Here is a 22,917-nt window from a genome sequence, read left to right as displayed (position 1 = left end):
CGCATGCGGGCTCCAGTGCCGAAAAAGGGGCCGTGCGGCGGCGGCGCACGGCCGGAACCTTCTCAGAATTGGACTGGACCAGTCACCCGTCAAGGTCTAGACCACTAATGCGGCCGAACGGCCGGGTCGGATCGTCGGGCGCCACCCGAGGTCAGTGGTCCGGTGCGCCCGCAGCCCGGCCAGCGCTCGTGAGTGCTCATGCCGGTTCTCACCGGCATGAGCATTCACGAGACCCGCCTCAGCCCACCTGCTCCTTCGCCGGGACCGGCGCGCCGAGCGAGAGCTGGGTCGAGCGGGTGGTCAGCGAAATCGCCGCCGCGGCCAGCGTCGACACCGCCAGGAAGCCGAACGCCGCGGCGAACCCGAACCGGTCCGCGAGCCAGCCCATCACCAGCGGCGCGAGCACGCCGGCGAGCTGGCCGCCCGTGTTGACCAGGCCCATCCCCGCGCCGACCAGGTCGCGCGGCAGCACCCGCAGCGGCAGCCCGACGATGCCGATCGAGGCGAGGCCGCTGATGAACATCGCGACGGTCTGCAGCACGGTGAACCCGGTCGCCGAATCCGACAGCAGCATCGCGACGAGCACCCCGGCCGCGGCGACGAGCGCGGGCACCACGAGCCAGCGCGGCCGATGGTCGAAGTACCGGCTCATCAGCCAGCCGCCGATCAGCACCGCCGCCGCGCTCACCAGCTGCGGGATCGCCGCCGAGATCCCGGCCGCGACCAGCGAAAGCCCCTTGGTCTCGACCAGGTACGACGGGACCCAGGTGATCATCCCATAGGCGAGCATGTTGAAGCAGGCGAACATCGCCGCGCAGCGGATCACCAGCCGGTTCCGCAGCACCTGCGACACCGGCACCTTCACCGGGGCGACGCGCGCCTCGGGTTCGGTCAGCTCGCGCGGCAGCGGCGGAGGCAGCAGCCGCCACAACGCCAGGCCGACGATCAGCCCGGCCACCGCGACGATCCAGAACGTGTGCCGCCAGCCCGCGGCGACCACGAGCGGCGCGACCAGCAGCGGCCCGAGCCCGGCCCCGACCGAGTTGGACGCGAGCAGCAGTCCCGCGCCGCGGCTGCGGCCTTCCTGCGTCGTGCGCTCGGCCAGCGCCTTGAACGCCGCCCCGGGGAACAACGCCTGCGCGAACCCGAACGCCGCGCGCAGCACCAGCAGCACGACCAGCCCGGGCGCGAACCCGGTGGCGGCGGTGAACACCGACCAGGCCACCAGCGAGATCACCAGCAACGGCCGCGCGCCCACGCGGTCCGCGAGCAGCCCGCCCGGCATCTGCCCGACCAGATACGCGATCGCGAACGCGGACACGACCAGCCCCTGCGTGGTCTTGGACAGCCCGAACTCCGCGCCGATCAGCGGCAGCGCGACCGCGATCATGACGCGGTCGATGTAGTCGATGATGAAGACGCCGACCAGCAGCGCCAACGTGGTCCGTTCGGTCCGCCGCACGACCGGCGCGGAACTCGGAATGCTCACCGTCGGATCCTCCTTGATTCGGCGACGCCGCATTGTGTGGTCATGCACCCCCTCCGCGGCTTCGTCGGATCCGGCGAATCCCGGGCCCGCCGGTCAGCGGATCGGACGAACAGCCGGCGCGTCCCGGGCTCCGGCGCAGGTCAGCGCACCCGCGCTCAGAATCCCGGCGGACGGCGGAATCCGCCGATCGCCTTCGCGAGGCACTGCACGAACCGGACCGCGGTGCGGTCGTGCAGATAGGGCGCGATCACCTGGATGCCGACCGGGAGCCCGTCCCGGGTCGTCCCGACCGGCGCGACCGCCGCGGGCAGGTAGTTGAGCGCGGACGGCGCGATCCACGGGAGCATGTCGCGATACGGCCGCTCGGCGCCGTCGACCCGCAACGTTCGGAGCGACCAGCTGGGATCGGGTCGCTGGTCGTGGGGGAAGGCGGCCGTGGGGCTCACCGGGAGGAGGAGCACGTCGACGTCGCGGAAGAACTCGGCCCAGCGGCGGCGGGAGTGCTGCCGGCGTTCGTCGAGCGCGTGCCAGCCGCGGAAGCTGATCGTCATGTCGGACGCGAACGCGCCCGCGGCCCCTTCCGCCGCGGCGAGTTCCACGAGCCCGGCGTACGACTCGGCGGAATCCATCAGCCCGGACTGCGCGATCAGCAGCGGATAGTAGAGAGCCATCGTCTCCTCGAGACCGATCGGCCCAGGGCCCTCGGCCACGACGGCGCCCTCGGCCCGCACTGCCTCCAGCGCCGCACGCATGATCGCGACCAGTTCGCTGTCGACGGGGCAGAAAGGATCGTCGAGCCAGGCCGCGACCCGGAACTCCCGCAGCGTGTTCGGCCGGGCGGCGGGCAGCTCCAGCCGCCAGGCCGGGGCGTGGTCGTGGTCCGCGCCCGCGAGGACGTCCAACCCCAGGTCGAGGTCGTCGGCATGCCTGCCGAGCGGGCCGAGTACCGCCATGTCGGACGCCGCCAGCGTCCCCGGAGCGTGTCCCGCCACGTTCCCGCGCCCTGGCACGATCCCGTACGACGTGCGCAGTCCGTAGACGCCGCAGAAGTGGGCCGGCACCCGGATCGAGCCCGCCGCGTCGCCGCCGAGTTCCAGGCCGGTCAGCCCGGCGGCGACTGCCGCGGCGGACCCGCCGGACGAACCCCCGGGGCCGCGGGTCGGGTCCCACGGATTGTTCGTGGTTCCGTAGATCTCGTTGTAGGTCTGCCAGTCCCGGCCGTCGGCAGGCATGTTGGTCTTGCCGAACACGATCGCTCCCGCGTTCTTGATCCGAGTGACCGACTCGGCGTCGCTGGCCGGGACGTAATGACCCCAGCGGGTCGAGCCCCCGGTGGTCCGCATGCCCGCGACCTCCGTAGCGTCCTTGATGGTCACGGGGACGCCGTGCAGGGGGCCGAGCGGCTCGCCGCGGGAGACCGCGCGGTCGGCTGCCAGTGCGGCGGCCCTCGCCCCTTCCTCGTCCCTGGCGACGATGGCGTTCACCTTCGGATCGAGCCGCTCCGCCCGGGAGAGGTAGTGCTCGAGCAGTTCGACGCTCGACACCTCCCTCGCCGCGACGGCGGCAGCGAGTTCGCGTGCGGAACGAAATGCCAAGTCGGTCATGCGAAACCTCCAGAAGAGAACCGGATAGATGACGAAGTCGCGCTGAAGTGCTGGTGGCTGCTCAATCCCTGGCCGTGCCGACGGCGGCGGCCGGGGCAATGAGCGCCGCGTCCTCGGCCGCGGACGTGCGGGAGGCGGCCGAGTGCCGGGCGTGGCCGAGGCCCTGCCAGCGGCGGGCGGCGGGGGCGGGGAGGCCGAACTGGTCGAGGATCCTCGCCACGACGTGGTCGACCATGTCGTCGAGGGTCTGCGGGTGGTTGTAGAAGGCGGGCATCGGCGGGACGATCCGGGCGCCCATGCGGCTCAGCGCCAGCAGGTGGTCGAGGTGGATCTCGCTCAGCGGCGTCTCCCGGGGCACCAGGACCAGGCGGCGGCGCTCCTTGAGCGTGACGTCGGCGGCCCGGGTGATCAGGTTGTCGGCGTAGCCGGTGCGGATCGCGGCGAGCGTCTTCATGCTGCACGGCACGACGACCATGCCGTCCGTCGGGAACGAGCCCGACGACAGGACCGAGCCCTGCTCCCCCTGCCGGTGGTGGACGTCGGCCAGTTCGACGACCTCCCGCACCGTGCGGGCGCACTCCAGCTCGACGGTGGTCTTGGCCCAGGTGCTCAGGACGAGATGGGTCTCGACGCCGGGGAGGTCGCGCAGGACCTCCAGCAGCCGGACGCCGAAGGGAGCGCCGGTGGCCCCGGACATGGCGACGACGAGGCGGGTCATGCCGAGTGTCCTGTGCGGAGAGTGCGGAGGACGGCTGCGCTGCGGGGCCAGTCCTCGAGTTCGGCGAGGCGCCCGGTGGTGCGGAAGCCGAGCGGGCTGAGCGGGATCCCGAGGCTGTCGCGTTTGTGGTGCGCGACGGTGAACACGCAGCCCAGAACGTCGTCCAGGGTCAGCGACCGGATCAGGCGGAGCTTGAGGCGGTGGCACACCGTCCCGTCCACGGCCAGCAGCGCAGCGTACGGATGCCGCCGCAGGTTGGCGCGAGTGCCGGTCCCGGCCACGACCGCGTAGAGCGCGGTGCGGTCGTCGGCGGGTTCGAGTTCGGCGCGGGACAGCAGCGCGGTGTGCGGGTGGCCGTTCCCGTCCACGGTGAGCAACGGGAACGCCTGTTCGTCGGCGTCGAGCGGCGGCTCCCCCGCTGCCAGGCGGGCCACCTCCTCGGGCAGGTGCGGCACATCGTCCTCCTTGGACGGTCAGAGCGGCAGGACGTCCTTCCAGCGCGCGCGGAGTTCGGCGCGGTAGCCCTCGCCGACCCGGTTGGCGCGCGGATACTGCTCCTTCCACGCGAACGGTTTGCAGGCGTCGACGAGCACGATCCCCATGGACAGATCGCCTGCCTCCCGTTTGGCCGGCGAGAGGCGGGGATCGATGGCGGTGGTGGGCGAGCGGAGGACGTGGATCGACTCCGCCGGGTCGACGCGGGTGAACAGCGCCCAGAGCACATGGTTGACGTCGGTGATGTCGATGTCCTCGTCGACCACCACGAGATAGCGCTCCATACCGCCGGTGCGCTTGCGCGACGCGGCGGCCAGCAGCGCGTGCATGGCATCGCCGGCCCCGGTCTGCTTGATGGAGACGACCATCATGAGCTGACGCGCGTAGGCCCACACGCCCCGGACGTTCTGGACCCCGGCCTGCTCAAGGTGGTCCCAGGTCACGGTGGCGGAGTAGAGCGGCACGGCCTGGTCGCCCGCCGGGACGGTCGGCAGCATCGGCGGAGCGCCGAGGATGATCGGGTCGTCCCGGTGCAGGATCTGCCGCACCCGCACCACGGGTTCCCGGCCGCTGTGGGTGTAGTAGCCGGTCCATTCGCCGAACGGGCCTTCCAGGACCGACTCCTCCTCGGGCGGCGGCATCTCGCCGTCGAGGACGATCTCCGCGTGCGCCGGGACGAGCAGGGCGGTGCCGGGCGCGTGCAGCACCTCGACGCCCTGCCCGCGCAGGCCGCCGGCCAGGTCGTACTCGGAAACGCCTTCGGGGGCGGACATCGCGGCGGCGGTGGACAGGATCGGGTCTTGCCCGACGACGATCGCGATCGGGCAGTTCCGGCCGCGGTCCCAGTACTTGTGCGCGATCGCGCGCGCGTGCCGGTTGCCGAGGAACCACACAGACAGCCGGTCCTTGCCGTGCACGGAGACCCGGTAGGTGCCGACGTTGACCCAGCCGGTGTCCGGGTCGCGGGTCACGACCATGCAGGAGGTGCCGATGTAGCGGCCGCCGTCGCCCTCGTGCCAGCGCGGCGCCGGGAACATGGTCACGTCGACGTCGTCGCCCTCGACGACGTTCTCCAGCACCGGCCCGTCGGCGACCTCGACCGGCGGGATCAGCCGCAGGTCGCGGCTGATGTCCTTCCAGGCCCGCACGATGTCCAGCTTCGGGGTGTCGGCGGGCAGGCCGAGCGCGACGGCGGAGCGGGCCGGAGTGCCCATGAAGTTGGTGCAAACCCGGAAGCCGCTCGGGTAGCCGGGGACGTCGTCGAAGAGCAGCACCGGCCCTTCGCGCTCGGCCAGCAGCTCGGTGAGGCCGCCGATCTCCAGGTCCCAGTGGGCCCCTTCGACGCGGCGCACCTCGTCCTCGCCGAGGGTTTCGGTCAGCTGCTCCAGGTAATGCCGGAGATCACGGAACGCGGTCATGCCCCCACTTTCCGCTCCGGACCGCCTCGCGCTCCAGCCACCGCCGGAAACGCGCCGGATACCGCCACCGAATAAGCTCGGCACCGTGGAAATCCTCGACGTCCAGCTCGTCCACGCGCTCTACCTCGACGGCCGCGCCTCGTTCCGCCGCATCGCCGCCGTGCTCGGCGTCTCCGAGCAGACGATCGCCCGCCGCTACCGCCGGCTCCGCGAAACCGGCGCGGTCCGGGTCGTCGGCCGCCTCGACCCCCGCTTTCTGGGGCACGCCGAGGAATGGGTGCTGCGGGTGCGGTGCGCCCCGCCCGCCACGCTCGCCGTCGCCAGGGCTCTCGCCGAGCGGTCCGACACCTACCGGATCCAGCTCGCCTCCGGCGGCACCGAAATCGGCTGCCACATCCAGGCGCCCGACCAGCGGGCCCGCGACGCGCTCCTGCTGGACAAACTCCCCGCCACCCGCCAGGTGCTCTCGATCGAGGCGCACCAGGTGCTGCGCCTGTTCCGCGGCGGCCCGGACGGCTGGCACACGCCGATCGCGTCCCTGAGCCCCGGCCAGGTCGCCGAACTGACCCCGCCCTCGCCGGCCGCGGAACCGCTCGACCTCGGCGACGGCGACCGGCTGCTGCTGGACGACCTGGCCCGCGACGGGCGGACCTCCCACGCTGCGCTGGCCGCGAGCACCGGCTGGCACGAGTCGACGGTCCGCCGCCGCATCGACCGGCTGCGGACCAGCGGGACGCTCTACTTCGGCGTCGACTTCGACGAGCGTCTGCTGGGCTGGTCCAGCCACGCCCTGCTGTGGATCTCGGTCAGCCCGGCCGCCCTCGAGGAGGCGGGCGCCGCGCTCGCCCGGTGCCCGGAGATCGCCTACGCCGCCGCCACGACCGGCCCGGCCAACCTCCTGGCCACCGCGCTCTGTTCGGATGCCGGAGCGCTCTACGAATTCATCACCGCACAGGTCGGTTCGCTGCCCGGCGTCCAGACCGTGCAGACCGCCCCGGTCCTGCGCGTCGTCAAACGCGCGGCTGCCCTCCCCTGACCGCAGGAGCGGTCAAGAGAGGGCAGCCGTATAGGTCGTTATACAGTTACCGTGCTTACGCGCCCGCGAGCCCCCGGCGCTTCAGCAGCGGCTCGATCTCCGGTGCGCGGCCGCGGAAGGTCGCGAAGGCCTCCATCGGGTCGACGCTGCCGCCGAGGCCCAGCAGGGTCGACCGGAAGTGGTCGCCGTTCTCGCGCTTGAGGCCGCCGTTCTCGGTGAACCACTCGACGGTGTCCGCGTCGAGCACCTCGCTCCAGATGTAGGAGTAGTACCCGGCGCTGTAGCCCCCCGAGAAGACGTGGTTGAAGTACGTCGTCCGGTAGCGCGGCGGCACGCTTTCCAGTGCCACGCCTGCCTTTTCCAGCGCCGCGGCCTCGAATCGCTGCACGTCCTCCACCCGGTCGTCCGGGCCGAGCTTGTGCCACGCGAGGTCGAGCAGCGCCGCGGCGAGGTACTCGGTCGTGCGGAAGCCTTCGCCGTACTGCTGCGCGGCCTCCAGCAGCTCGACCTGCCCGGCGGGAAGCGGCTCCCCCGTCTCGTGGTGCTTGGCGTAGTTGGCCAGGATTTCCGGCCACAGCATCCACATCTCGTTGACCTGCGACGGGTACTCGACGAAGTCGCGCGGCACGTTGGTGCCGGTGAACGTCGGGAACTCGACGCCGGACAGCAGCGAGTGCAGCGCGTGCCCGAACTCGTGGAACGCGGTGCGCACCTCGTCGAGCGAAAGCAGGGTCGGCTCCCCCTCGCGCGGCTTGGTCACGTTCAGCACATTGACCACGACCGTGCGCCGCCCGAGCAGCCGCGACTGGTCCACGAAGTTGTTCATCCACGCGCCGCCGCGCTTGGAGTCGCGGGTGTAGTAGTCCATCAGGAACAGGCCGAGCCCGCTGCCGTCGGCGTCGAAGACCTCGAAGATCCGCACCTGCGGGTGGTACTTCGGCAGGTCGTTCCGCTCGGTGAAAGTCAAGCCGTACAACCGGTTCGCGGCCACGAACACGCCGTCGTGCAGCACCCGGTCCAGCTCGAAGTACGGCCGCAGCGCCGCGGTGTCCAGCTGGAACCGCTCGCGCTCCACCTTCGACGCGTAGAACGCCCAGTCCCACGGCTGCAGCGTCGCGCCCGGCACGTCCGCTTCCAGCAGCTTCTGCAGTTCCGCGGCTTCGGTGCGCGCGTTCGCGACCGCCACCGGCGCGAGCCGCTCCAGCAGCCCGCCTGCCGCCTCGACAGTCTTGGCCGTCTCGTCCGCGATCACGTACGCCGCGTGGTTCGGGTAGCCCAGCAGCGCCGCCCGCTCGGCCCGCAGCCGGGTGATCTCCTCGACGATGGCGTTGTTGTCGTACTCGTTGCCGCGGTTGCCCCGCGACACCGAAGCGGTGAAGACGCGCTCGCGCACCGCGCGGTTTTCCAGCGACGCCACGGCCGCCTGCGCGGTGGGCAGCGTCAGGGTCAGGACGTACTTGCCCTCGAGACCGCGTTCGGCCGCCGTCTGCGCCGCCGCCGCGATCGCGCTTTCGCCGAGCCCGGCCAACTCCGCGGCGTCGTCGAGCACGACCGCGAGATCGTTGGTGTCCCGCAGCAGGTTCTGCGAAAAACGGGTCTGCAGCGTCGAAAGCTGCTCGTTCAGCGCGCGCAGCTTCGCCTGGTCCTCCTCGGGCAGCCCGGCGCCCGCGCGGCTGAAGTCGGTGTACCGGCGCTCCAGCAGCCGCAGCTCCTCCGCGTTCAAGCCCAGCTCCGCACGCTTCTGGTACAGCGCGTCGATGCGGGCGAACAGCCGCGGGTTCAGGTGGATCGCGTCCTCGTGCGCGGCCAGCTTCGGAGCCAGCTCGGCCTGGATCTCCTGGACCTCTTCGGTCGCGTTCGAGCTCGAGATGTTGAAGAACGTGCCGGACACCCGGGTCAGCAGCGCACCCGCTCGCTCCAGCGCCGCGATCGTGTTCTCGAAGGTCGGCTCGGCCGGGTCGTCGGCGATCCGCTCCACGTCGGCGGCGTGCTCGGCGAGCCCGGCTTCGAAGGCGGGCCGGTAGTGCTCGTCGGCGATCCGGTCGAACGGCGGCAGCTCGTAGGGCAGGTCGCTGGGGACGGCGAACGGGTTGTCCGGGGAAATCATTCGGGTTTGCGCTCCTGGTTCTCCACAGGGTTCTCCACGTGGTGCCGCCCACCCTACGGGGTCCGGCATCCGACGGAAGGACTGTCGATCGTCAGCGGCCCGTGCTTCCGCCCACGACGGCGTCGCTCGAAGCCTTCTTGCCGCGGCCGCGCTTCTTCTTCGGCGGCGGCGGCACGATCCCGGCCAGGTCGCCGCCGTGCTCGTTCACCCGGAGCACGAACGGCCGCGTTTCGGTGTAGCGCACGACCGACACCGCGGCCGGGTCCACGACGATCCGCTGGAACGCGTCGAGGTGCTGGCCCAGCGCGTCGGCCAGGATCGACTTGATCACGTCGCCGTGGCTGCACACCACCCACACGGCGTGGTCGCCGTGCTCGGCGGTGATCCGGGCGTCGTGCGCGCGGATCGCGGCCACCGCGCGCGCCTGCATCTCGGCGAGTCCTTCCCCGCCCGGGAAGACCGCCGCCGACGGGTGCGCCTGCACCACGCGCCACAACGGTTCCTTGACGAGGTTCTTGAGTTCCCGGCCGGTCCACTCGCCGTAGTCCACTTCGGACAGCCGCGGCTCGACGACCTTCGTCAGGCCCTGCGCGGCGGCCAGCGGCGCGACGGTCTGCTTGCAGCGCAGCATCGGCGACACGACCAGTTCGGCGACCGGCACCCCGGCGAAACGCTCGACGAGGGCGTCGGCCTGTGCCCGGCCGGTGTCGTCCAGCCCGACCTTCGGCGTGCGCCCGGCGAGGACGCCCGAGCCGTTGGCCGTGGACTTTCCGTGCCGCAGCAAGATGACCGTACTCACGACGCCACCCTAACCGGTGATCCGCCGGTTCAGCCGCCCGCGGGTCCCGCGTTCGGGTCGAGCACGCCGCCGAAGACCAGCCCGAACAGCACCACGCCGAGCACCACGCGGTAGATCACGAAGGGCACGAAGCTGCGCTTCTTGATGTAGGCCATCAGCCACGCGATCACCAGGTAGCCGACGCCGAAGGCGACCAGCGTTGCCAGGATCGTCGGCCCCCACTGCGCGTTCTCGCCGTTCTTGCCGATGTCGGTCAGCTTGTACAGCCCCGAGCCGAACACCGCGGGCACCGCGAGCAGGAACGAGTACTCCGCGGCTTCCGAGCGGGTGTAGCCCATCAGCAGGCCTGCGCTCGTCGTGCCGCCCGAGCGCGAGACGCCCGGGATCAGCGCGAGCGCCTGCGCGAAGCCGTACGCCAGGCCGTGCGGCACGTTCAGGTGGTCCAGCGTCCGCTGCTGCTTCGCGGTCCGGTCGGCGAACAGCAGGATCAGGCCGAACACGATGAGCGTCGTCGCGGTGATCCGCAGGTCGCGGAACGCCCGGTCGATCTCGTCCTGCAGCAGCAGGCCGAGCACGACGATCGGCAGCGACCCGACGATGATCAGCCAGCCCAGCCGCGCGTCCGGGTCGCGCCGCCAGTCCGGGCGGTAGAGCGAGAAGAACCAGGCGCGCAGGATCCGGCCGATCTTCGGCCCGAAGTAGAGGATCACCGCGAGCTCGGTGCCGATCTGGGTGACCGCGGTGAACGCCGCGCCCGGATCGCCCCAGCCCGCCAGCGCGGCGACGATCCGCACGTGCGCGCTCGAGGAGATCGGCAGGAACTCGGTGAGCCCCTGCACCAGCCCCAGGACCAGGGCCTCGAACCATCCCATCAGGCCGCTCCCGCCGGTTCGCCCGCCCGCACGGGGCGCAGTCCGATTCGCACGGTCGGGAACCTATCGGGTGGTTCCTGAGGACCACCCCGAGGGCGCCGGTCCGACACGGGGTCACCTTGCCCGGGTCGCGGCGGGCGCGCCCACTAGGCTCGGCGGTCGTGGAAAAGCGACAGCTCGGCCGGTCGGGACTGCGGATATCGCGGATGGCCCTCGGCACCATGACGTGGGGCGGCGACACCGATCCGGACGAGGCGGCCAGCCAGCTGGTCGCGTTCGTGGACGCGGGCGGCACGCTCGTGGACACCGCCGACCTCTACGCCGGCGGCGAGGCCGAGCGGATGCTCGGCGAACTGCTGTCGGACCTGGTGCCGCGTGAGGACGTCGTGCTGGCCACGAAGACTGTCGCCCGCCGCACCGACGGCCCGTTCGGCGGCGGCGCTTCGCGCGGTGCGCTGCTGTCCGCGCTCGAAGGGTCGCTGCAACGGCTGCGCACCGACCACATCGACCTGTGGCAGCTGCACGCGTGGGATTCCTGCGTGCCGATCGAGGAAACGCTCTCCGCGCTCGATTACGCGGTGACGAGCGGCAAGGTCCGCTACGTCGGCGTCTCCAACTATGCGGGCTGGCAGCTCGCCACCGCCGCCTCGCTCGCCGCGGTGCCGCTCGTGTCCGGGCAGTTCGAGTACTCGCTGCTGGAACGCGGCATCGAACGCGAAGTCGTCCCGGCCGCGACGCACCACGGGATCGGCGTCCTTCCGTGGGCTCCGCTCGGCCGCGGCGTCCTCACCGGGAAGTACCGCACCGGCACGCCCGCCGACTCGCGCGGCGCGTCCGCCGAGTACGCCGGATACGTCGAGCACCACCGCACCGAACGTGCCGCGCGGATCGTGCAGGCAGTCGTGACCGCCGCCGAAGGGCTCGGCACGTCGCCGCTCGCGGTGGCGCTGGCCTGGGTCCGGGACCGGCCCGGAGTGGCCGCACCGGTCGTCGGCGCGCGCGACACCGGCCAGCTCACCGGGTCGCTCGCCGCCGAAGAGCTCACGCTCCCGCCTGCCATCCGAAGCGCGCTCGACGACGTCAGCGACATCGAATTCGGCTATCCGGAACGAGGCACCCGGTGAGCCGCAGGTGTCGGGTCGGTGACACGGGCGTGACGCGTCGGCGTTCCTGGAGGATGCTGGAGGGACCCGTTCGCCGGAGCTTTGGTGGAGGTTTCAAGGTGCGTCGGCTCACCGCCGCGTCGCGGATCGCGATCCCGCTGGCCGGTGCGCTCGCGCTGTCCGCCTGCTCGTCCTCGGAGCAGCCGAAGGACAACCTGCAGGTCGTGGCCAATCCGACGGCCGCGAAACCCGCCGCCTCCCCCGCTCGCGCGGTGCCGCCCGCCGGGCAGGTGCTGCCGATGCCGGTGGTGTCGGCGATCGCGGCCGACCAGCAGAGCCACACCCTCGTCGTCGCCCTCAAACAGCCCGCTGAGCTGCGGATTTACGATCTCGCCTCGCTCGGCGCGCCGAAGAAGACCGTCGCGCTGCCCGGTCCGGCGGAATCGCTCAGCGTGTCCGGGGGCCAGGCGCTCGCCGGAATCCCGGGCAAGGGCGTGCTCGCCCGCGTCGCGCTGCCGAGCGGGCAGATGACCGCCGAGAAGGTCGCCGGGCAGCCGGCCGCCGGGGTCGCCGACGGGCCGGACACACTCGTCGCGGTCCGCGACCGCAAGGCCGTCGAGGTGCTGGCGAACGGCTCGGTCGCGAAGACCATCACCGGTCAGCTCTACAGCGCCGACGACGTGGTCAACACCGGCAACGGCGTCGTCGTCCTCGACCGGCTGCGCACTGCCGTGTTCAGCGTGGACGTGCAGGCCGGAACCATGGACGAGGGCCTGCGCGCGGGCGACGGCGCCGCCAACGCGGTCGCCGACTCCTACGGCCGCGTCCTGGTCACCGACGCCCGCGCGGGCGCGCTGCTCGCGTTCTCGACCAACCCGCTGATCCTCCGCCAGCGCTACCCGGTGCCCGGTGGCGCGTACGGCCTCGCCTACGACGCGAAGCGCAGCCTGGCGTGGGTCACCCTGACCGCCCGCAACGAGGTCGTCGGCTACGACGTCCGCGGCGGAGAGCCTGTCGAGAAGTACCGATTCCCGACCGTGCGCCAGCCGGACACGGTGGGCGTCGACGACCAGAGCGGCCGCGTGTTCGTCGGCTCGGCCGCCGGAGAAGGGACCCAGGTGATCCAGCCATGACGACAGTCGACGAGGCGGTGGTCGAAGGGGATTGGGAGTATCGCCGCCTGCGCCTCCCCCCGGCGGTGTCCCGGCGCGCGGCGATGATCCAGCTCTCCATCCACGCGGAGTTCGCGGGCTGGGAACTGCGCACGGTCCGGCTGTACGCCGACGGGACGCGCCGCATCTGGTTGCGGCGCAAGCGCACGGCGGCCGACCACTCGACGGGGCTCGCGACCTGACCTGCTTGACTGTCCGTTATGCGCAAGTTGGTCTATCTGGTCGCGTCCACCCTCGACGGCTTCATCGCGGCTCCGACCCGGGAGGACCCGACCGGCTCGGTATTCCAGTTCGAGGGCGACCACGCCGAGCCGCTGCTGCGCGAGTATCCGGAAATGGTGCCGACGCACCTCCGGTCCGTGCTCGGCATCGAGGACGTCCCGCACCGGCATTTCGACACGGTGGTCGAAGGCCGGGTTTCCTACCAGATGGGCGTCGACCTCGGCGTTCCGGACGCGTACACGCACCTGCGGCACTACGTCTTCTCCCGCACGATGACCGAGGCACCCGGCCCAGCTGTGCAGGTGGTCAACACCGACCCGGCGGAGAAGATCCGCGAGCTGAAGAAGGAAGACGGCAAGGACATCTGGCTCGTCGGCGGAGGCGCGCTGGCCGGAGCGCTGCGCGACGAAGTGGACGAGTTGCACCTGAAGCTGTACCCGGTGGTCATCGGCTCCGGCGCGCCGCTGTTCGACGCCGGGTTCTCCGTGGACAGCTACCGGATGGCGGACAGCCGGACCTTCGAGAGCGGCGTCGCCCTGCTGCGGTACGTCCGCGCCTGAACCCTCGTGAACGACGTCGCCGAGCTGACCGAGCGCATCTGGCGTTCCGACGCCGCCAGCATGCTGGGTGCGCTCAGCCGTCGGCTCGGCGACTTCGATCGCGCTGAGGAAGCGCTGTCGGAAGCGATCGCCGAGGCGCTCAAACGCTGGCCCGGCGAAGGGGTGCCGTCCAGTCCCACCGGATGGCTCGTGACTACCGGGTGGCGCAAGGCGATCGACCGGCTCCGCCGGGACGTGGTCGGCCAGGAGAAGGCCGTCCGGGCAGCGGCGGAACCGCCTCCGGAACCGGGCAGCGACGACCGGCTGGCGATGATTTTCGCTTGCTGCCACCCGGATCTGCCGGAACCGGCGCAGGTCGCGCTGACGCTGTACGCCGCGGGCGGGCTGACCACCGCCGAGATCGCCGCCGCGTTCCTGGTGCCGGTGCCGACGATGTCGCAACGGCTTTCGCGGGCCAAACGGCTGTTGCGGGAACGCGGCATCGGATTCGAACCGCCGCGGTCGCACGAGTACGCCGACCGGCTGCCCGCTGTCCTCTCGGTGGTCTATTTGGTGTTCAACGAGGGCTATCTCTCCAGCGGAGATTCGGCGCAGCGGCAGGAATTGGCGCGCGAGGGCGTCGAACTGGCCCGGCAGCTTGCCGACTCGCTGCCTCGCGAACCGGAAGTCGCCGGGCTGGCCGCGTTGCTGGAGTTGCAGCACGCGCGCGTCGCGGCGCGGTTCGACGCACAGGGGCGGATTGTGGTGCTGGAGCAGCAGGATCGCCGGTTGTGGGACGGGCCGACGATTCAGCGTGCGGTGCTGCGGTTGCGCGAGGCGGTGCGGCTTGGCCAGCCCAGGCCTTATCAAACCCGGGCTGGCATCGCCGCGATGCACGCTGTCGCAAGGAGTTTCGCGGAGACCGACTGGGTGGGCGTCCGCGCGATGTACGACCGGCTTTACGCACTGGACCCGTCGCCCGTCGTCCTGCTGAACCGGGCGGTCGCCACGCGATACGCCATCGGCCCGGCTCCGGCGCTCGGCGAGGTCGACGCGCTCGAAGACCAGCTGTCCAGCTACCACCTGTGGCACGCAGCCCGGGCCGATCTGCTCGCCGCGCTCGACCGGACGGACGAGGCGCTGACGTCGGCGAAGCGGGCACTGGAACTGGCCTCGAACCCGGCCGAGCGCGAGCTGATGGCGCGACGCGTAGCCGATTTAGCAGGCTAGTCTGACGCACATGGTCGACACTCCGCTGCAGACCGTGTACCCCAACCTCACCTACGCCGATCCGAAAGCCGCGATCGAATTTCTCGCCGAGGCCTTCGGATTCGAGTCGCATTTCGTGGTCGAGGCAGGGAACGGCGTCGAGCACGCCCAGGTCCGCGCGGGCGCGAGCCTGATCTTCCTCAGCCGGGACCACGAGGGCGGCCAGTACGGCATGCACAGCCCGCGCGCGCTGGGCGGCACCAGCCACGCGTTGTGCGTCTGGGTGCCGGACAGCACGCTCGACGACCACCAGGCCCGGGCCGAGGCCGCCGGCGCGCGAATCCTCAACCCGGTGCACGATTCCCCGGCCGGGGTGCGCGAGTACTCGTGCGCCGATCCCGAAGGCCAGGTCTGGACCTTCAGCAGCTACGCGGGCGAGTGAGGCTCACTCTTCTTCTCGGCTCATCACCGGCCGGACCTCCACCGCGCTCACGCCCGGTCCCAGCGGCCAGCTCGCCGCGACCTCGACCGCCTCGTCGATGTCGGCACACTCCAGCGAAATCACCGAACCGACGATCTCCTTCAGCTCCACGTACGGCCCGTCGGTGACCACCGGTTTCCCGTTCGCCCCGGCCCGGATGGTCCTCGCCGTCTCCCGCGGCTGCAGTTCGACGCCGTTCCCGACCTTGCCGGACGGCTGCCAGCGCTCGAACCACGCGTAGATCTGCTTCATCTGGTCGTCCTCGTCCGCCGGGGACAAGGCGGTCCATTCGCGGTCGTCGCCGCAGATCAGCATCGCGTACTGCACGGTTTCTCCTCCTGGTCGGAAAACGCTCTCGACCGGATGACGAACGGGCCGCCCCGGTTTTCGACACGGCTCAGCCGAGCGCGGCCATCCACTCCGTCCACTTGGCTTCCTCCGCCGCCACGTCGACGTCCGGCGCGACGATGTGGTGCGTCGCCACCAGTGGTCCGCGGAAGCCTTGCATGAAGCAGAAAAGCCCCTCTGCAGTACGAATCCCGACGGTCTGCTCGTTCACCGCGTACACCACACCGTCCGAACCGGCCAGCCGGACTTTCGCGCCGACAGTCAGCTGTGCGACGCCCACTTCCTTCGCCAGCGCAGCCCACAATGCAGGCCAGTCCGCGACGGCCGTCGTCCCGAAGGCGGTGACCGGTTTCGCCGTCCGGCCCGGGAAGTGCTGCACGAATTCCACCAGGTTGCGGAAGAACAGCGCGCCGCCCGCCTGCATGGCCTCGAACTCGTCCGCCCAGTCGTCGCCGGGCAGGAAGCCGCTGGTGACACAACGGATCACCGAACTGCCGCCCTCGCGGCCCTCGACGAGGAATTCGTAAGCGATCCGCCGTCCGTCCGGATCCGGCTCGCCGCCGTAGGCCAGCCGGTTCGGCGGGTCCCAGGCGGTGATCGCGTGTGTCGGTTCGTAGGCCGCGAACGCCCCGCGCACCGCGCCGCCGACCCCGCCTTCGACCTCGTTGCGGCCCATGAACCACGAGTCGATGCCCGGGCCGGTCGCGATCGCCGCCCAGACCTGTTCCGGTTCGGCCGGGACCTCGGCGACGTCGATCTCCCGGAATTCCTTACCCATGCTCGGTTTCCTCCATCGGCACGCTCGGGTGCACCGCCAGCACCACCCGGTGCGCGCGGCCGTTCTCGGCTTTCTCGTCGTGGTACTTCCCGACCAGCGTGGTCACCGCCGTCGCCAGCTCCTCCGCGAACGCCGCCCGGTCGGCCGCCGAAGCGAACCGGACCTCGCCGTCGAGCGCGAAGGTGGCGACGCGTTTCTTCGCTTTCGCCGCACCGGTGATCAGGATCCCGACGTCGCGCACCAGCCGTCCGGCGACCGCCAGCAGCCAGCGCGCGGAGAGCCGGTCCGGCGACTGCGCCGGATCGGGCTGCACGGCCGCGAGCGCGGACGGCGAGATCACGTACGACGCCGCGGTCGCCCGCATCATCCGTTCCGTGACGTTGCCCTTGCGCCGTTCCTCGACCAGCTCCACGAGGCCGTGCTTTTCCAGCGCGCGCAGGTGGTAGTTGACCTTCTGCCTCGGCAGGTCGACGCGGGCGGCCAGCATCGTCGCCGAGGCGGGCTGCGCCAGTTCGGCGAGCAGCCGGGCCCGGACCGGGTCCAGCGACACCTCGGCCGCGGCCGCGTCCTCGATCACCGCAACAGGAAACATGCTGCCCATCGTCGCGGCTGAATACTCAGATTGTCAAGACAGGTTTTGTTGTCGGTAGACCTCGTGCACCACCGAGGCGATCCGCGGCACCACCTGCGCCGCGGCCTCCAGCGGCACGACGTGCCCGACGCCCGGCAGCACCACGGCGTACCCCTGGGCCAGCCCGCGCACGAACTGCTCGACGTCGGCGGGCGCGACGATCCGGTCCCGCTCCCCCACGATCGCCGTCACCGGCAGGTCGCCGGCCAGCGACAACGCGGCTTCGCGCGCGTAGGCATCGAGCGCGGGCCGGAACTGCGCGACGGTGTGCGGCCAGTTGCCGCGAATCATCTTCACAGTCAGCTCGACCAGGTCCGGGTCGGGATCGTCGCCGAACAGCCACCAGCGCAGCCCGGCGCTCACCGCGCGGCTGGTGTGCTCGCGGAACACGCCGTACAGCTTCGCGCCGAGCACCATTTCGAGGTCCTGCGCGAGCTTGCCGAGCGCGTTGGGCCAGGCGGCCGACGCCTCGGTGGCCAGCCGCCCGGACGACGTCGACAGCAGCACCAGCCCGCCGGCACGCTCGGCGAACAGCTCCGGATGCCGCTGGGTCAATGACATGACCGCGAGCCCGCCCATGTCGTGGCCGACGAGCACGACGCGTCCGTGCGGGACGGCTTGCTCGATCACCTCGGCGAGGTCGTCGGCGAGCTGGCCCATCGTCGCGGTGCCGCGCGCGGCCCGGCCGGATTCGCCGTGCCCGCGGTGGTCGTAGCTGACCACCGCGAGCGGATGTTCGACCGCGTCCGGCAGCACCGGGGCGATCCGGCCCCAGCTGCGCTGGTCGAGCGCGTAGCCGTGCAGCAGCACGACGGTCACGGCCGCCGCCGGATCGCCCCTGCGCACGAGGTGCAGGGGCGTGCCGTCGGCGAGCCGGAACCCGGACATCAGGAGGAGCGGAGGAACCGGTCCAGCACGCGGACGCCGAACTTCAGCGCGTCGACCGGGACGCGTTCGTCCACGCCGTGGAAGAGCCCGGAGAAGTCCAGGTCGGCGGGCAGTTTCAGCGGCGCGAAGCCGAAGTTGCGAATGCCGAGCTGCTGGAAGGACTTCGCGTCGGTGCCGCCGGAGAGCATGTACGGCAGGGTCCGCGCGCCCGGGTCCTCGGCGAGCACCGCAGCGGTCATGGCGTCGACGAGCGCGCCGTCGAACGTCGTCTCGACCGGCGGCAGCTCCATCCACTCCTTCTCGATGTCCGGCCCGAGCAGCTCGTCCAGCTCCCGGTCGAACGCCTCGAGCCGGCCCGGCAGGATCCGGCAGTCGACCGCCGCCTCGGCCACCGAAGGGATCACGTTCGACTTGTAGCCGGCGGTGAGCATCGTCGGGTTCGCGGTGTCGCGCAGGGTCGCGCCGATCATCCGGGAGATGTTGCCCAGCTTGGCGACCGCGCCCTCGAGGTCGTCCTCGGGAAAGTCCCAGCCGGTGATCTCGGTGACCCCGGCGAGGAATTCGCGCACGGAATCGGTCAGCACCAACGGAAACTGGTGCTGCCCCAGCTTCGCGACGGCTTCGGACAACTTGGTGACCGCGTTGTCGCGATGGATCATCGACCCGTGCCCCGCCGTGCCGCGCACGCGCAGCTTCATCCAGCGGATGCCCTTCTCGGCTGTCTCGATCACGTACGCGCGGACATTGTCCTTCAACGTGATCGAGAACCCGCCGACCTCGCTGATCGCCTCGGTGACGCCCTCGAACAGCTCGGGCCGGTTCTCCACCAGCCACTGCGCCCCGTACTTGCCGCCCGCCTCCTCGTCCGCGACGAACAGGAACACCAGGTCGCGAGGGGGCACGATATTGTTGATCTTGTAGTGCCGCGCGAGGGCCAGCGTCATGCCGACCATGTCCTTCATGTCGACCGCGCCGCGCCCCCACACGTACCCGTCCTGGACCGCACCGGAGAACGGATGCACCGACCACTCGGCCGGATCCGCGGGGACGACGTCGAGGTGCCCGTGAATCAGCAACGCCCCGCGGCCGGGGTCGGCCCCCGGAAGCCGCACGATGACGTTGTGCCGGTCCTTGCCGCCAGACTCGACGTAGGTGATCTCGTACCCGGCGTCAGTCAGCTTCTCCGCGACGTACTCAGCCGCGACCCGCTCGCCCACGAGGGTTTCGGGGTCGCCGGTATTGGTGGTGTCGATGCGGATCAGCTCGCTGGTAAGCGTGACAGCCTCGTCCGCGGCGGCGTCGATCAAGTTCGGTTGGGTCACCGGCCATTCCTATCATCCGCCACGCGAAGACGCCGCCGTCCCGCCGACTGGACCCCCTCCCCGGGCGCGGCGCCCCCAATGCGGCATTGGGTGCGTCAGACGCACCGAACGCCACATTGGGTGCGCAGGATGCACCCAATGCCACATTGGGGCGCAAGCCCCACCCCCACCCCAACCGCACCGGTGCACCCAACGAGCGAGGCACCCAGCCCCTCCCCCGCACCCCGATACGAAGCTCATCTGCGGTCGGTGGGTGCTTGTCAAGGCATCTTTCCCGCCTTGACAAGCACCCACCGACCGTCAGCACAATCAAGCTTCGGGGTGCCCCACGCAACCACCAAGCGATGTCGCCGCCAGGCGACGAGCCGACCACACCAACTGATCCACCAGTCAACCCAAAATCGCAACTCCTTGCCCCACAACAAGATCCATCCCCCGTTACACCAACAACGACAGAAGAGTTGCGATTTTCGCAACCCCCCATTACCGTCACGGCCCATGGACGAAACAGACCAGCTGAGAGAACGGGTCCGCCAGCTGATCCAGTCCATGCCCGTCCCCCAGCGCGAATTCGCCGCCGCCATCGGCCTGGACCAGACCAAACTCTCCAAAGCCCTCAACGGCACCCGCCGCTTCTCCCCGCACGAACTGGTCCGCGTCGCCGAATACTCCGGCGTCACCGTGAACTGGCTGCTCAACGGCAGCGACGACGCCAAAACCGTCACCGCCGTCCCGGCCCCCGCCGCGGGAACCGCGAGCGAGCCCGACGACCCAGCACACTCCGAACCAAGGCGGCGGATCCTGGAAACCGCCTGGCAGCTCATCGCCGAACGCGGCTACCACCGCGTCCGCATCGCCGACATCGCGCAAGCGTGCGGCACCAGCACCGCCGCCATCCACTACCACTTCCCCACCAAAACCGAAGTCCTCGACGAAGCGTTGCGGCGCAACGTCAAGCTCGCCTTCGACCGCCAGGTCGCCGAGCTGCACGCGGTGCCCGGCGCGCACGACCGGCTGCTCAAGCTCGTCGAGCTGCAGTTGCCGACCGAGGGCCTGCTGCGCGCCGAATGGTCGGTGTGGCTGCAGGTCTGGAACGAGGTCGCACTCGACCCGCGGCTGCGTTCGCTCTACACCGATTCCTACGACCGCTGGTACCAGACCATTCTCATGACCATCCGCACCGGCCAGGAGCAGGGCGTGTTCCGCCTGGCCGACCCCGAGGCCGCCACCGCCCAGCTCACCGCGCTGATCGACGGCCTCGGCATCCAGGTGCTGACCGGGCGTCCCGGCAGCACGGTGGGCGCGATGCGCGCGCACCTGAACGACTTCATCGACCGCTCGATCGTCCAAGGAGCCTGATGAACCACGAGGTCATCGTCACCTGCGCGCTCACCGGCGCGGGAGACACCACCCGCCGGAGCCCGCACGTCCCGGTCAGCCCGGCGCAGATCGCCGAGAGCGCCGTCGAGGCCGCCAACGCCGGCGCGGCCGTGGTGCACATCCACGTGCGCGAACCCGAAACCGGCGCGCCGTCGCGGGATGTCGCGCTGTATCGCGAGGCGGTGCGGCTGGTCAAAGAGTCCGGAGTGGACGTCGTCGTCAACCTCACCGCGGGCATGGGCGGCGACCTGGTCATCGACGCCGAGGACCCGCTCAAGCCGGTCGACGGCACCGACCTGGTCAACGCGCACGACCGCCTCCCGCACGTCGAAGAGCTGCTGCCGGACATCTGCACGCTCGACTGCGGTTCGCTGAACTTCGGCGAGGGCAACCAGCTCTACGTGTCCACTCCGGACATGCTGCGCACCGGCGCGAAGCGCATCCAGGAGCTCGGTGTGAAGCCCGAACTGGAGATCTTCGACACCGGAAACCTGTGGTTCGCCACGAAAATGGTCGAAGAAGGCCTCATCGACCCGCCGCCGCTGTTCCAGCTCTGCATGGGCATCCCGTACGGCGCCCCGCCGGACCCCGGGCTGCTGCAGGCGATGGTGCACCTGCTGCCGGAAGGCGCGCAGTGGGCGTCGTTCGCCATCGGCCGCGACCAGATGCCGTGGGTCGCGCAGTCGGTGCTGCTGGGCGGGCACGTCCGCGTCGGGCTGGAGGACAACCTCTACCTGGCGCGCGGCGTCAAGGCCACCAACGGCCAGCTCGTCGAACGCGCGGTGGACATCGTGCAGAAGCTCGGCGCGGACATCGCCACCCCGGACCGGGCGCGCGAAATCCTGGGGCTGAAGGAGCGCGTGCATGCCTGAGACCACCGAGACCACTGTGGACACTGTCGCGTGCATCGGAGCCGGAGTCATCGGCGGCGGCTGGGTCGCGCATTTCCTCGCCCAGGGATTCGACGTCCGAGCCTGGGACCCCGCGCCCGACGCCGCGGAGAAGCTCGAACGGCTCGTCAACGCGGCGTGGCCCGCGCTCACCGAACTGGGCCTCAAGCCCGGCGCGAGCCGCGACCGGCTCACCGTCACCGCGACGCTCGCGGAGGCCGTCGACGGCGTGGGCTTCGTGCAAGAAAGCGCGCCGGAAGACCTTGCGCTGAAACAGAAACTGCTCGCCGACATCGACGCCGTCACCGCGCCGGACGTCGTGATCGCCTCCTCCACCTCCGGCTACGGCATGACCGAAATGCAGGTCGCCGCGAAGACGCCGGAACGGCTGGTGGTCGGGCATCCGTTCAACCCGCCGTACCTGATCCCGCTGGTCGAGGTGGCGGGCGGGAAGCTCAGCGCGCCGTGGGCGGTCGAGCAGGCCGCCGCGTTCTACCGGCGCGTCGGCAAGTCCGTGATCACAATGGACCGCGAGGTGCCCGGATTCATCGCGAACCGGCTCCAGGAAGCGCTGTGGCGCGAAGCCCTGCACATGGTCGCGAACGGCGAGGCGACGGTCGAGCAGATCGACCTCGCGATCACCGACGGACCAGGCCTGCGCTGGCCGATCCAGGGCCCGATGCTGACGTTCCACCTGGCGGGCGGCGAGGGCGGCATGGCGCACATGCTGGACCACTTCGGACCGTCGCTGAAGTCGCCGTGGACCCGGCTCGAAGCGCCCGAACTCACCAAGGACCTGCGCGACGCCGTGGTCGCCGGTTGCGACGACGAGGCGGACGGGCGGACCATCGCCGACCTGATCGCCGAACGCGACCGGGCGGTCATCGCGATCCAGCGCGCGGTGGGGCAGGCCCGTCGTGGCTGAGTACCGCGACCGGGTCCGTCCAGAGTGGATCGACTACAACGGGCACCTCTCCGAGCCCTACTACGTGCTCGTCTTCGGCGACGCGACCACCGCGCTGATGGACATCGTCGGCCTCGGCCCCGGCTACCGCGAGAGAACCGGGGCGTCGCTGTACACAGTGGAGGCGCACGTCCGGTACCTGCGCGAAGTCGGCGCGGACGCCGAACTCGAGGTGAGCACCTCCGTGCTGTCAGTCGGCGCGAAAAAGGTGCGGCTGTGCCACGAGATGCGGGTCGGCGGCGAACTCGTCGCGACCGAAGAGCTGTTGTGCCTGCACGTTTCCGGGGGCCGCGCGACGCCGTTCCCCGCCGAAATCGCCACCGCGCTCGACACGCATCTCGCCCCGGTCCCGGACTACGCGGGACGCGCCATCGCCTGATCCCCTCCCCCACCGTGTCGTGCGCGGCGACGCCGATGAGAACCGGCGTCGCCGCGCACGGCACCCGCTCGAA

24 protein-coding genes are annotated in these 22,917 nt (G+C 70.8%); 11 read left to right on the top strand and 13 right to left on the bottom strand.

The window, feature by feature from the left end; translation table 11 throughout:
• Window positions 1-238: 238 nt before the first annotated feature.
• The 5 genes from FKO37_RS25530 to FKO37_RS25510 all read right to left on the bottom strand — a co-directional run bounded on the left by FKO37_RS25530 (window position 239) and on the right by FKO37_RS25510 (window position 5,724).
• Entirely contained in the window at window positions 239-1,489 is a 1,251-nt protein-coding gene (locus tag FKO37_RS25530) for an MFS transporter (RefSeq protein WP_238606024.1), read from the bottom strand.
• A gap of 155 nt (window positions 1,490-1,644) precedes the next feature.
• On the bottom strand, window positions 1,645-3,093 hold the full coding sequence (locus FKO37_RS25525; RefSeq protein ID WP_238606023.1) for an amidase: 1,449 nt from the start codon (window positions 3,091-3,093) through the stop codon (window positions 1,645-1,647).
• Window positions 3,094-3,154: 61 nt separating this feature from the next.
• Window positions 3,155-3,811: a UbiX family flavin prenyltransferase gene (locus tag FKO37_RS25520; protein ID WP_238606022.1), complete on the bottom strand. Its 657-nt coding sequence runs from the start codon at window positions 3,809-3,811 to the stop codon at window positions 3,155-3,157.
• Entirely contained in the window at window positions 3,808-4,266 is a 459-nt protein-coding gene (locus tag FKO37_RS25515; RefSeq protein WP_238606021.1) for a pyridoxamine 5'-phosphate oxidase family protein, read from the bottom strand. Before FKO37_RS25515 ends, FKO37_RS25520 begins: the two co-directional genes overlap by 4 nt.
• 18 nt (window positions 4,267-4,284) lie before the next feature.
• Complete coding sequence (locus FKO37_RS25510; protein WP_238606020.1) at window positions 4,285-5,724, bottom strand: UbiD family decarboxylase; 1,440 nt, start codon at window positions 5,722-5,724, stop codon at window positions 4,285-4,287.
• 85 nt (window positions 5,725-5,809) lie between these two features.
• Between FKO37_RS25510 and FKO37_RS25505 the strand changes: the two genes are divergently transcribed.
• Window positions 5,810-6,760: an Lrp/AsnC family transcriptional regulator gene (locus tag FKO37_RS25505; protein ID WP_238606019.1), complete on the top strand. Its 951-nt coding sequence runs from the start codon at window positions 5,810-5,812 to the stop codon at window positions 6,758-6,760.
• A gap of 55 nt (window positions 6,761-6,815) precedes the next feature.
• On the opposite strand, the gene FKO37_RS25500 is transcribed toward FKO37_RS25505, so the two are convergent.
• The 3 genes from FKO37_RS25500 to FKO37_RS25490 all read right to left on the bottom strand — a co-directional run bounded on the left by FKO37_RS25500 (window position 6,816) and on the right by FKO37_RS25490 (window position 10,538).
• Window positions 6,816-8,867 (bottom strand): M3 family metallopeptidase, encoded by a 2,052-nt coding sequence (locus FKO37_RS25500; protein ID WP_043833210.1) that lies wholly within the window; start codon window positions 8,865-8,867, stop codon window positions 6,816-6,818.
• A gap of 91 nt (window positions 8,868-8,958) precedes the next feature.
• A complete protein-coding gene (locus tag FKO37_RS25495) occupies window positions 8,959-9,666 on the bottom strand; it encodes a histidine phosphatase family protein (protein WP_037805922.1) in 708 nt (235 codons plus the stop codon).
• 29 nt (window positions 9,667-9,695) lie between these two features.
• Window positions 9,696-10,538, bottom strand: a complete 843-nt coding sequence (locus FKO37_RS25490; protein WP_009078682.1) for an undecaprenyl-diphosphate phosphatase — start codon at window positions 10,536-10,538, stop codon at window positions 9,696-9,698.
• Window positions 10,539-10,699: 161 nt separating this feature from the next.
• On the opposite strand from FKO37_RS25490, the gene FKO37_RS25485 reads away from it, so the two are divergent.
• The 6 genes from FKO37_RS25485 (at window position 10,700) to FKO37_RS25460 (ending at window position 15,225) form a co-directional block, all read left to right on the top strand.
• Window positions 10,700-11,662, top strand: a complete 963-nt coding sequence (locus FKO37_RS25485; protein WP_037805921.1) for an aldo/keto reductase — start codon at window positions 10,700-10,702, stop codon at window positions 11,660-11,662.
• A 98-nt stretch (window positions 11,663-11,760) separates the two neighbouring features.
• Window positions 11,761-12,774 (top strand): YncE family protein, encoded by a 1,014-nt coding sequence (locus FKO37_RS25480; RefSeq protein ID WP_238606018.1) that lies wholly within the window; start codon window positions 11,761-11,763, stop codon window positions 12,772-12,774.
• The gene (locus tag FKO37_RS25475; RefSeq protein WP_009078687.1) at window positions 12,771-12,995 is read left to right on the top strand and encodes a DUF5703 family protein; all 225 of its coding nucleotides are present in this window, start codon (window positions 12,771-12,773) and stop codon (window positions 12,993-12,995) included. The genes FKO37_RS25480 and FKO37_RS25475 overlap by 4 nt, the downstream gene beginning before the upstream one ends.
• An 18-nt stretch (window positions 12,996-13,013) precedes the next feature.
• Complete coding sequence (locus tag FKO37_RS25470; RefSeq protein ID WP_238606017.1) at window positions 13,014-13,595, top strand: dihydrofolate reductase family protein; 582 nt, start codon at window positions 13,014-13,016, stop codon at window positions 13,593-13,595.
• A 6-nt stretch (window positions 13,596-13,601) separates the two neighbouring features.
• Window positions 13,602-14,804: an RNA polymerase sigma factor gene (locus FKO37_RS25465; protein WP_238606016.1), complete on the top strand. Its 1,203-nt coding sequence runs from the start codon at window positions 13,602-13,604 to the stop codon at window positions 14,802-14,804.
• 10 nt (window positions 14,805-14,814) lie between these two features.
• Entirely contained in the window at window positions 14,815-15,225 is a 411-nt protein-coding gene (locus FKO37_RS25460) for a VOC family protein (RefSeq protein WP_238606015.1), read from the top strand.
• A gap of 3 nt (window positions 15,226-15,228) precedes the next feature.
• On the opposite strand, the gene FKO37_RS25455 is transcribed toward FKO37_RS25460, so the two are convergent.
• The 5 genes from FKO37_RS25455 to FKO37_RS25435 all read right to left on the bottom strand — a co-directional run bounded on the left by FKO37_RS25455 (window position 15,229) and on the right by FKO37_RS25435 (window position 19,231).
• Window positions 15,229-15,591, bottom strand: coding sequence for a YciI family protein (locus FKO37_RS25455; protein WP_238606014.1), 363 nt, complete (start codon window positions 15,589-15,591; stop codon window positions 15,229-15,231).
• A gap of 70 nt (window positions 15,592-15,661) precedes the next feature.
• Window positions 15,662-16,390 (bottom strand): SRPBCC family protein, encoded by a 729-nt coding sequence (locus FKO37_RS25450; protein WP_238606013.1) that lies wholly within the window; start codon window positions 16,388-16,390, stop codon window positions 15,662-15,664.
• On the bottom strand, window positions 16,383-16,982 hold the full coding sequence (locus tag FKO37_RS25445; RefSeq protein WP_238606012.1) for a helix-turn-helix domain-containing protein: 600 nt from the start codon (window positions 16,980-16,982) through the stop codon (window positions 16,383-16,385). The genes FKO37_RS25450 and FKO37_RS25445 overlap by 8 nt, the downstream gene beginning before the upstream one ends.
• Before the next feature lie 33 nt (window positions 16,983-17,015).
• Entirely contained in the window at window positions 17,016-17,909 is an 894-nt protein-coding gene (locus tag FKO37_RS25440) for an alpha/beta fold hydrolase (RefSeq protein WP_037805908.1), read from the bottom strand.
• Entirely contained in the window at window positions 17,909-19,231 is a 1,323-nt protein-coding gene (locus FKO37_RS25435; RefSeq protein WP_238606011.1) for a M20/M25/M40 family metallo-hydrolase, read from the bottom strand. Before FKO37_RS25435 ends, FKO37_RS25440 begins: the two co-directional genes overlap by 1 nt.
• Window positions 19,232-19,729: 498 nt before the next feature.
• On the opposite strand from FKO37_RS25435, the gene FKO37_RS25430 reads away from it, so the two are divergent.
• Genes FKO37_RS25430 through FKO37_RS25415 form a run of 4 tightly spaced genes read left to right on the top strand, consistent with a single transcriptional unit; the run spans window position 19,730 to window position 22,844 of the window.
• Window positions 19,730-20,590 carry a TetR/AcrR family transcriptional regulator gene (locus tag FKO37_RS25430; RefSeq protein ID WP_037805905.1) on the top strand — a complete coding sequence of 287 codons (861 nt, stop codon included), beginning with the start codon at window positions 19,730-19,732 and terminating at the stop codon, window positions 20,588-20,590.
• A complete protein-coding gene (locus FKO37_RS25425; RefSeq protein ID WP_037805904.1) occupies window positions 20,590-21,483 on the top strand; it encodes a 3-keto-5-aminohexanoate cleavage protein in 894 nt (297 codons plus the stop codon). Before FKO37_RS25430 ends, FKO37_RS25425 begins: the two co-directional genes overlap by 1 nt.
• Complete coding sequence (locus tag FKO37_RS25420) at window positions 21,476-22,426, top strand: 3-hydroxyacyl-CoA dehydrogenase NAD-binding domain-containing protein (protein WP_043833188.1); 951 nt, start codon at window positions 21,476-21,478, stop codon at window positions 22,424-22,426. The genes FKO37_RS25425 and FKO37_RS25420 overlap by 8 nt, the downstream gene beginning before the upstream one ends.
• On the top strand, window positions 22,419-22,844 hold the full coding sequence (locus tag FKO37_RS25415; RefSeq protein WP_037805900.1) for a thioesterase family protein: 426 nt from the start codon (window positions 22,419-22,421) through the stop codon (window positions 22,842-22,844). The genes FKO37_RS25420 and FKO37_RS25415 overlap by 8 nt, the downstream gene beginning before the upstream one ends.
• Window positions 22,845-22,917 lie beyond the last annotated feature (73 nt).

The organism is Amycolatopsis sp. Poz14 (assembly GCF_006704225.1).
GTDB classification, from domain to species: Bacteria; Actinomycetota; Actinomycetes; order Mycobacteriales; family Pseudonocardiaceae; genus Amycolatopsis; species Amycolatopsis nivea.
Note: the sequence above shows the minus strand (reverse complement) of the source record. Positions and strands in the feature narration are given on the sequence as shown.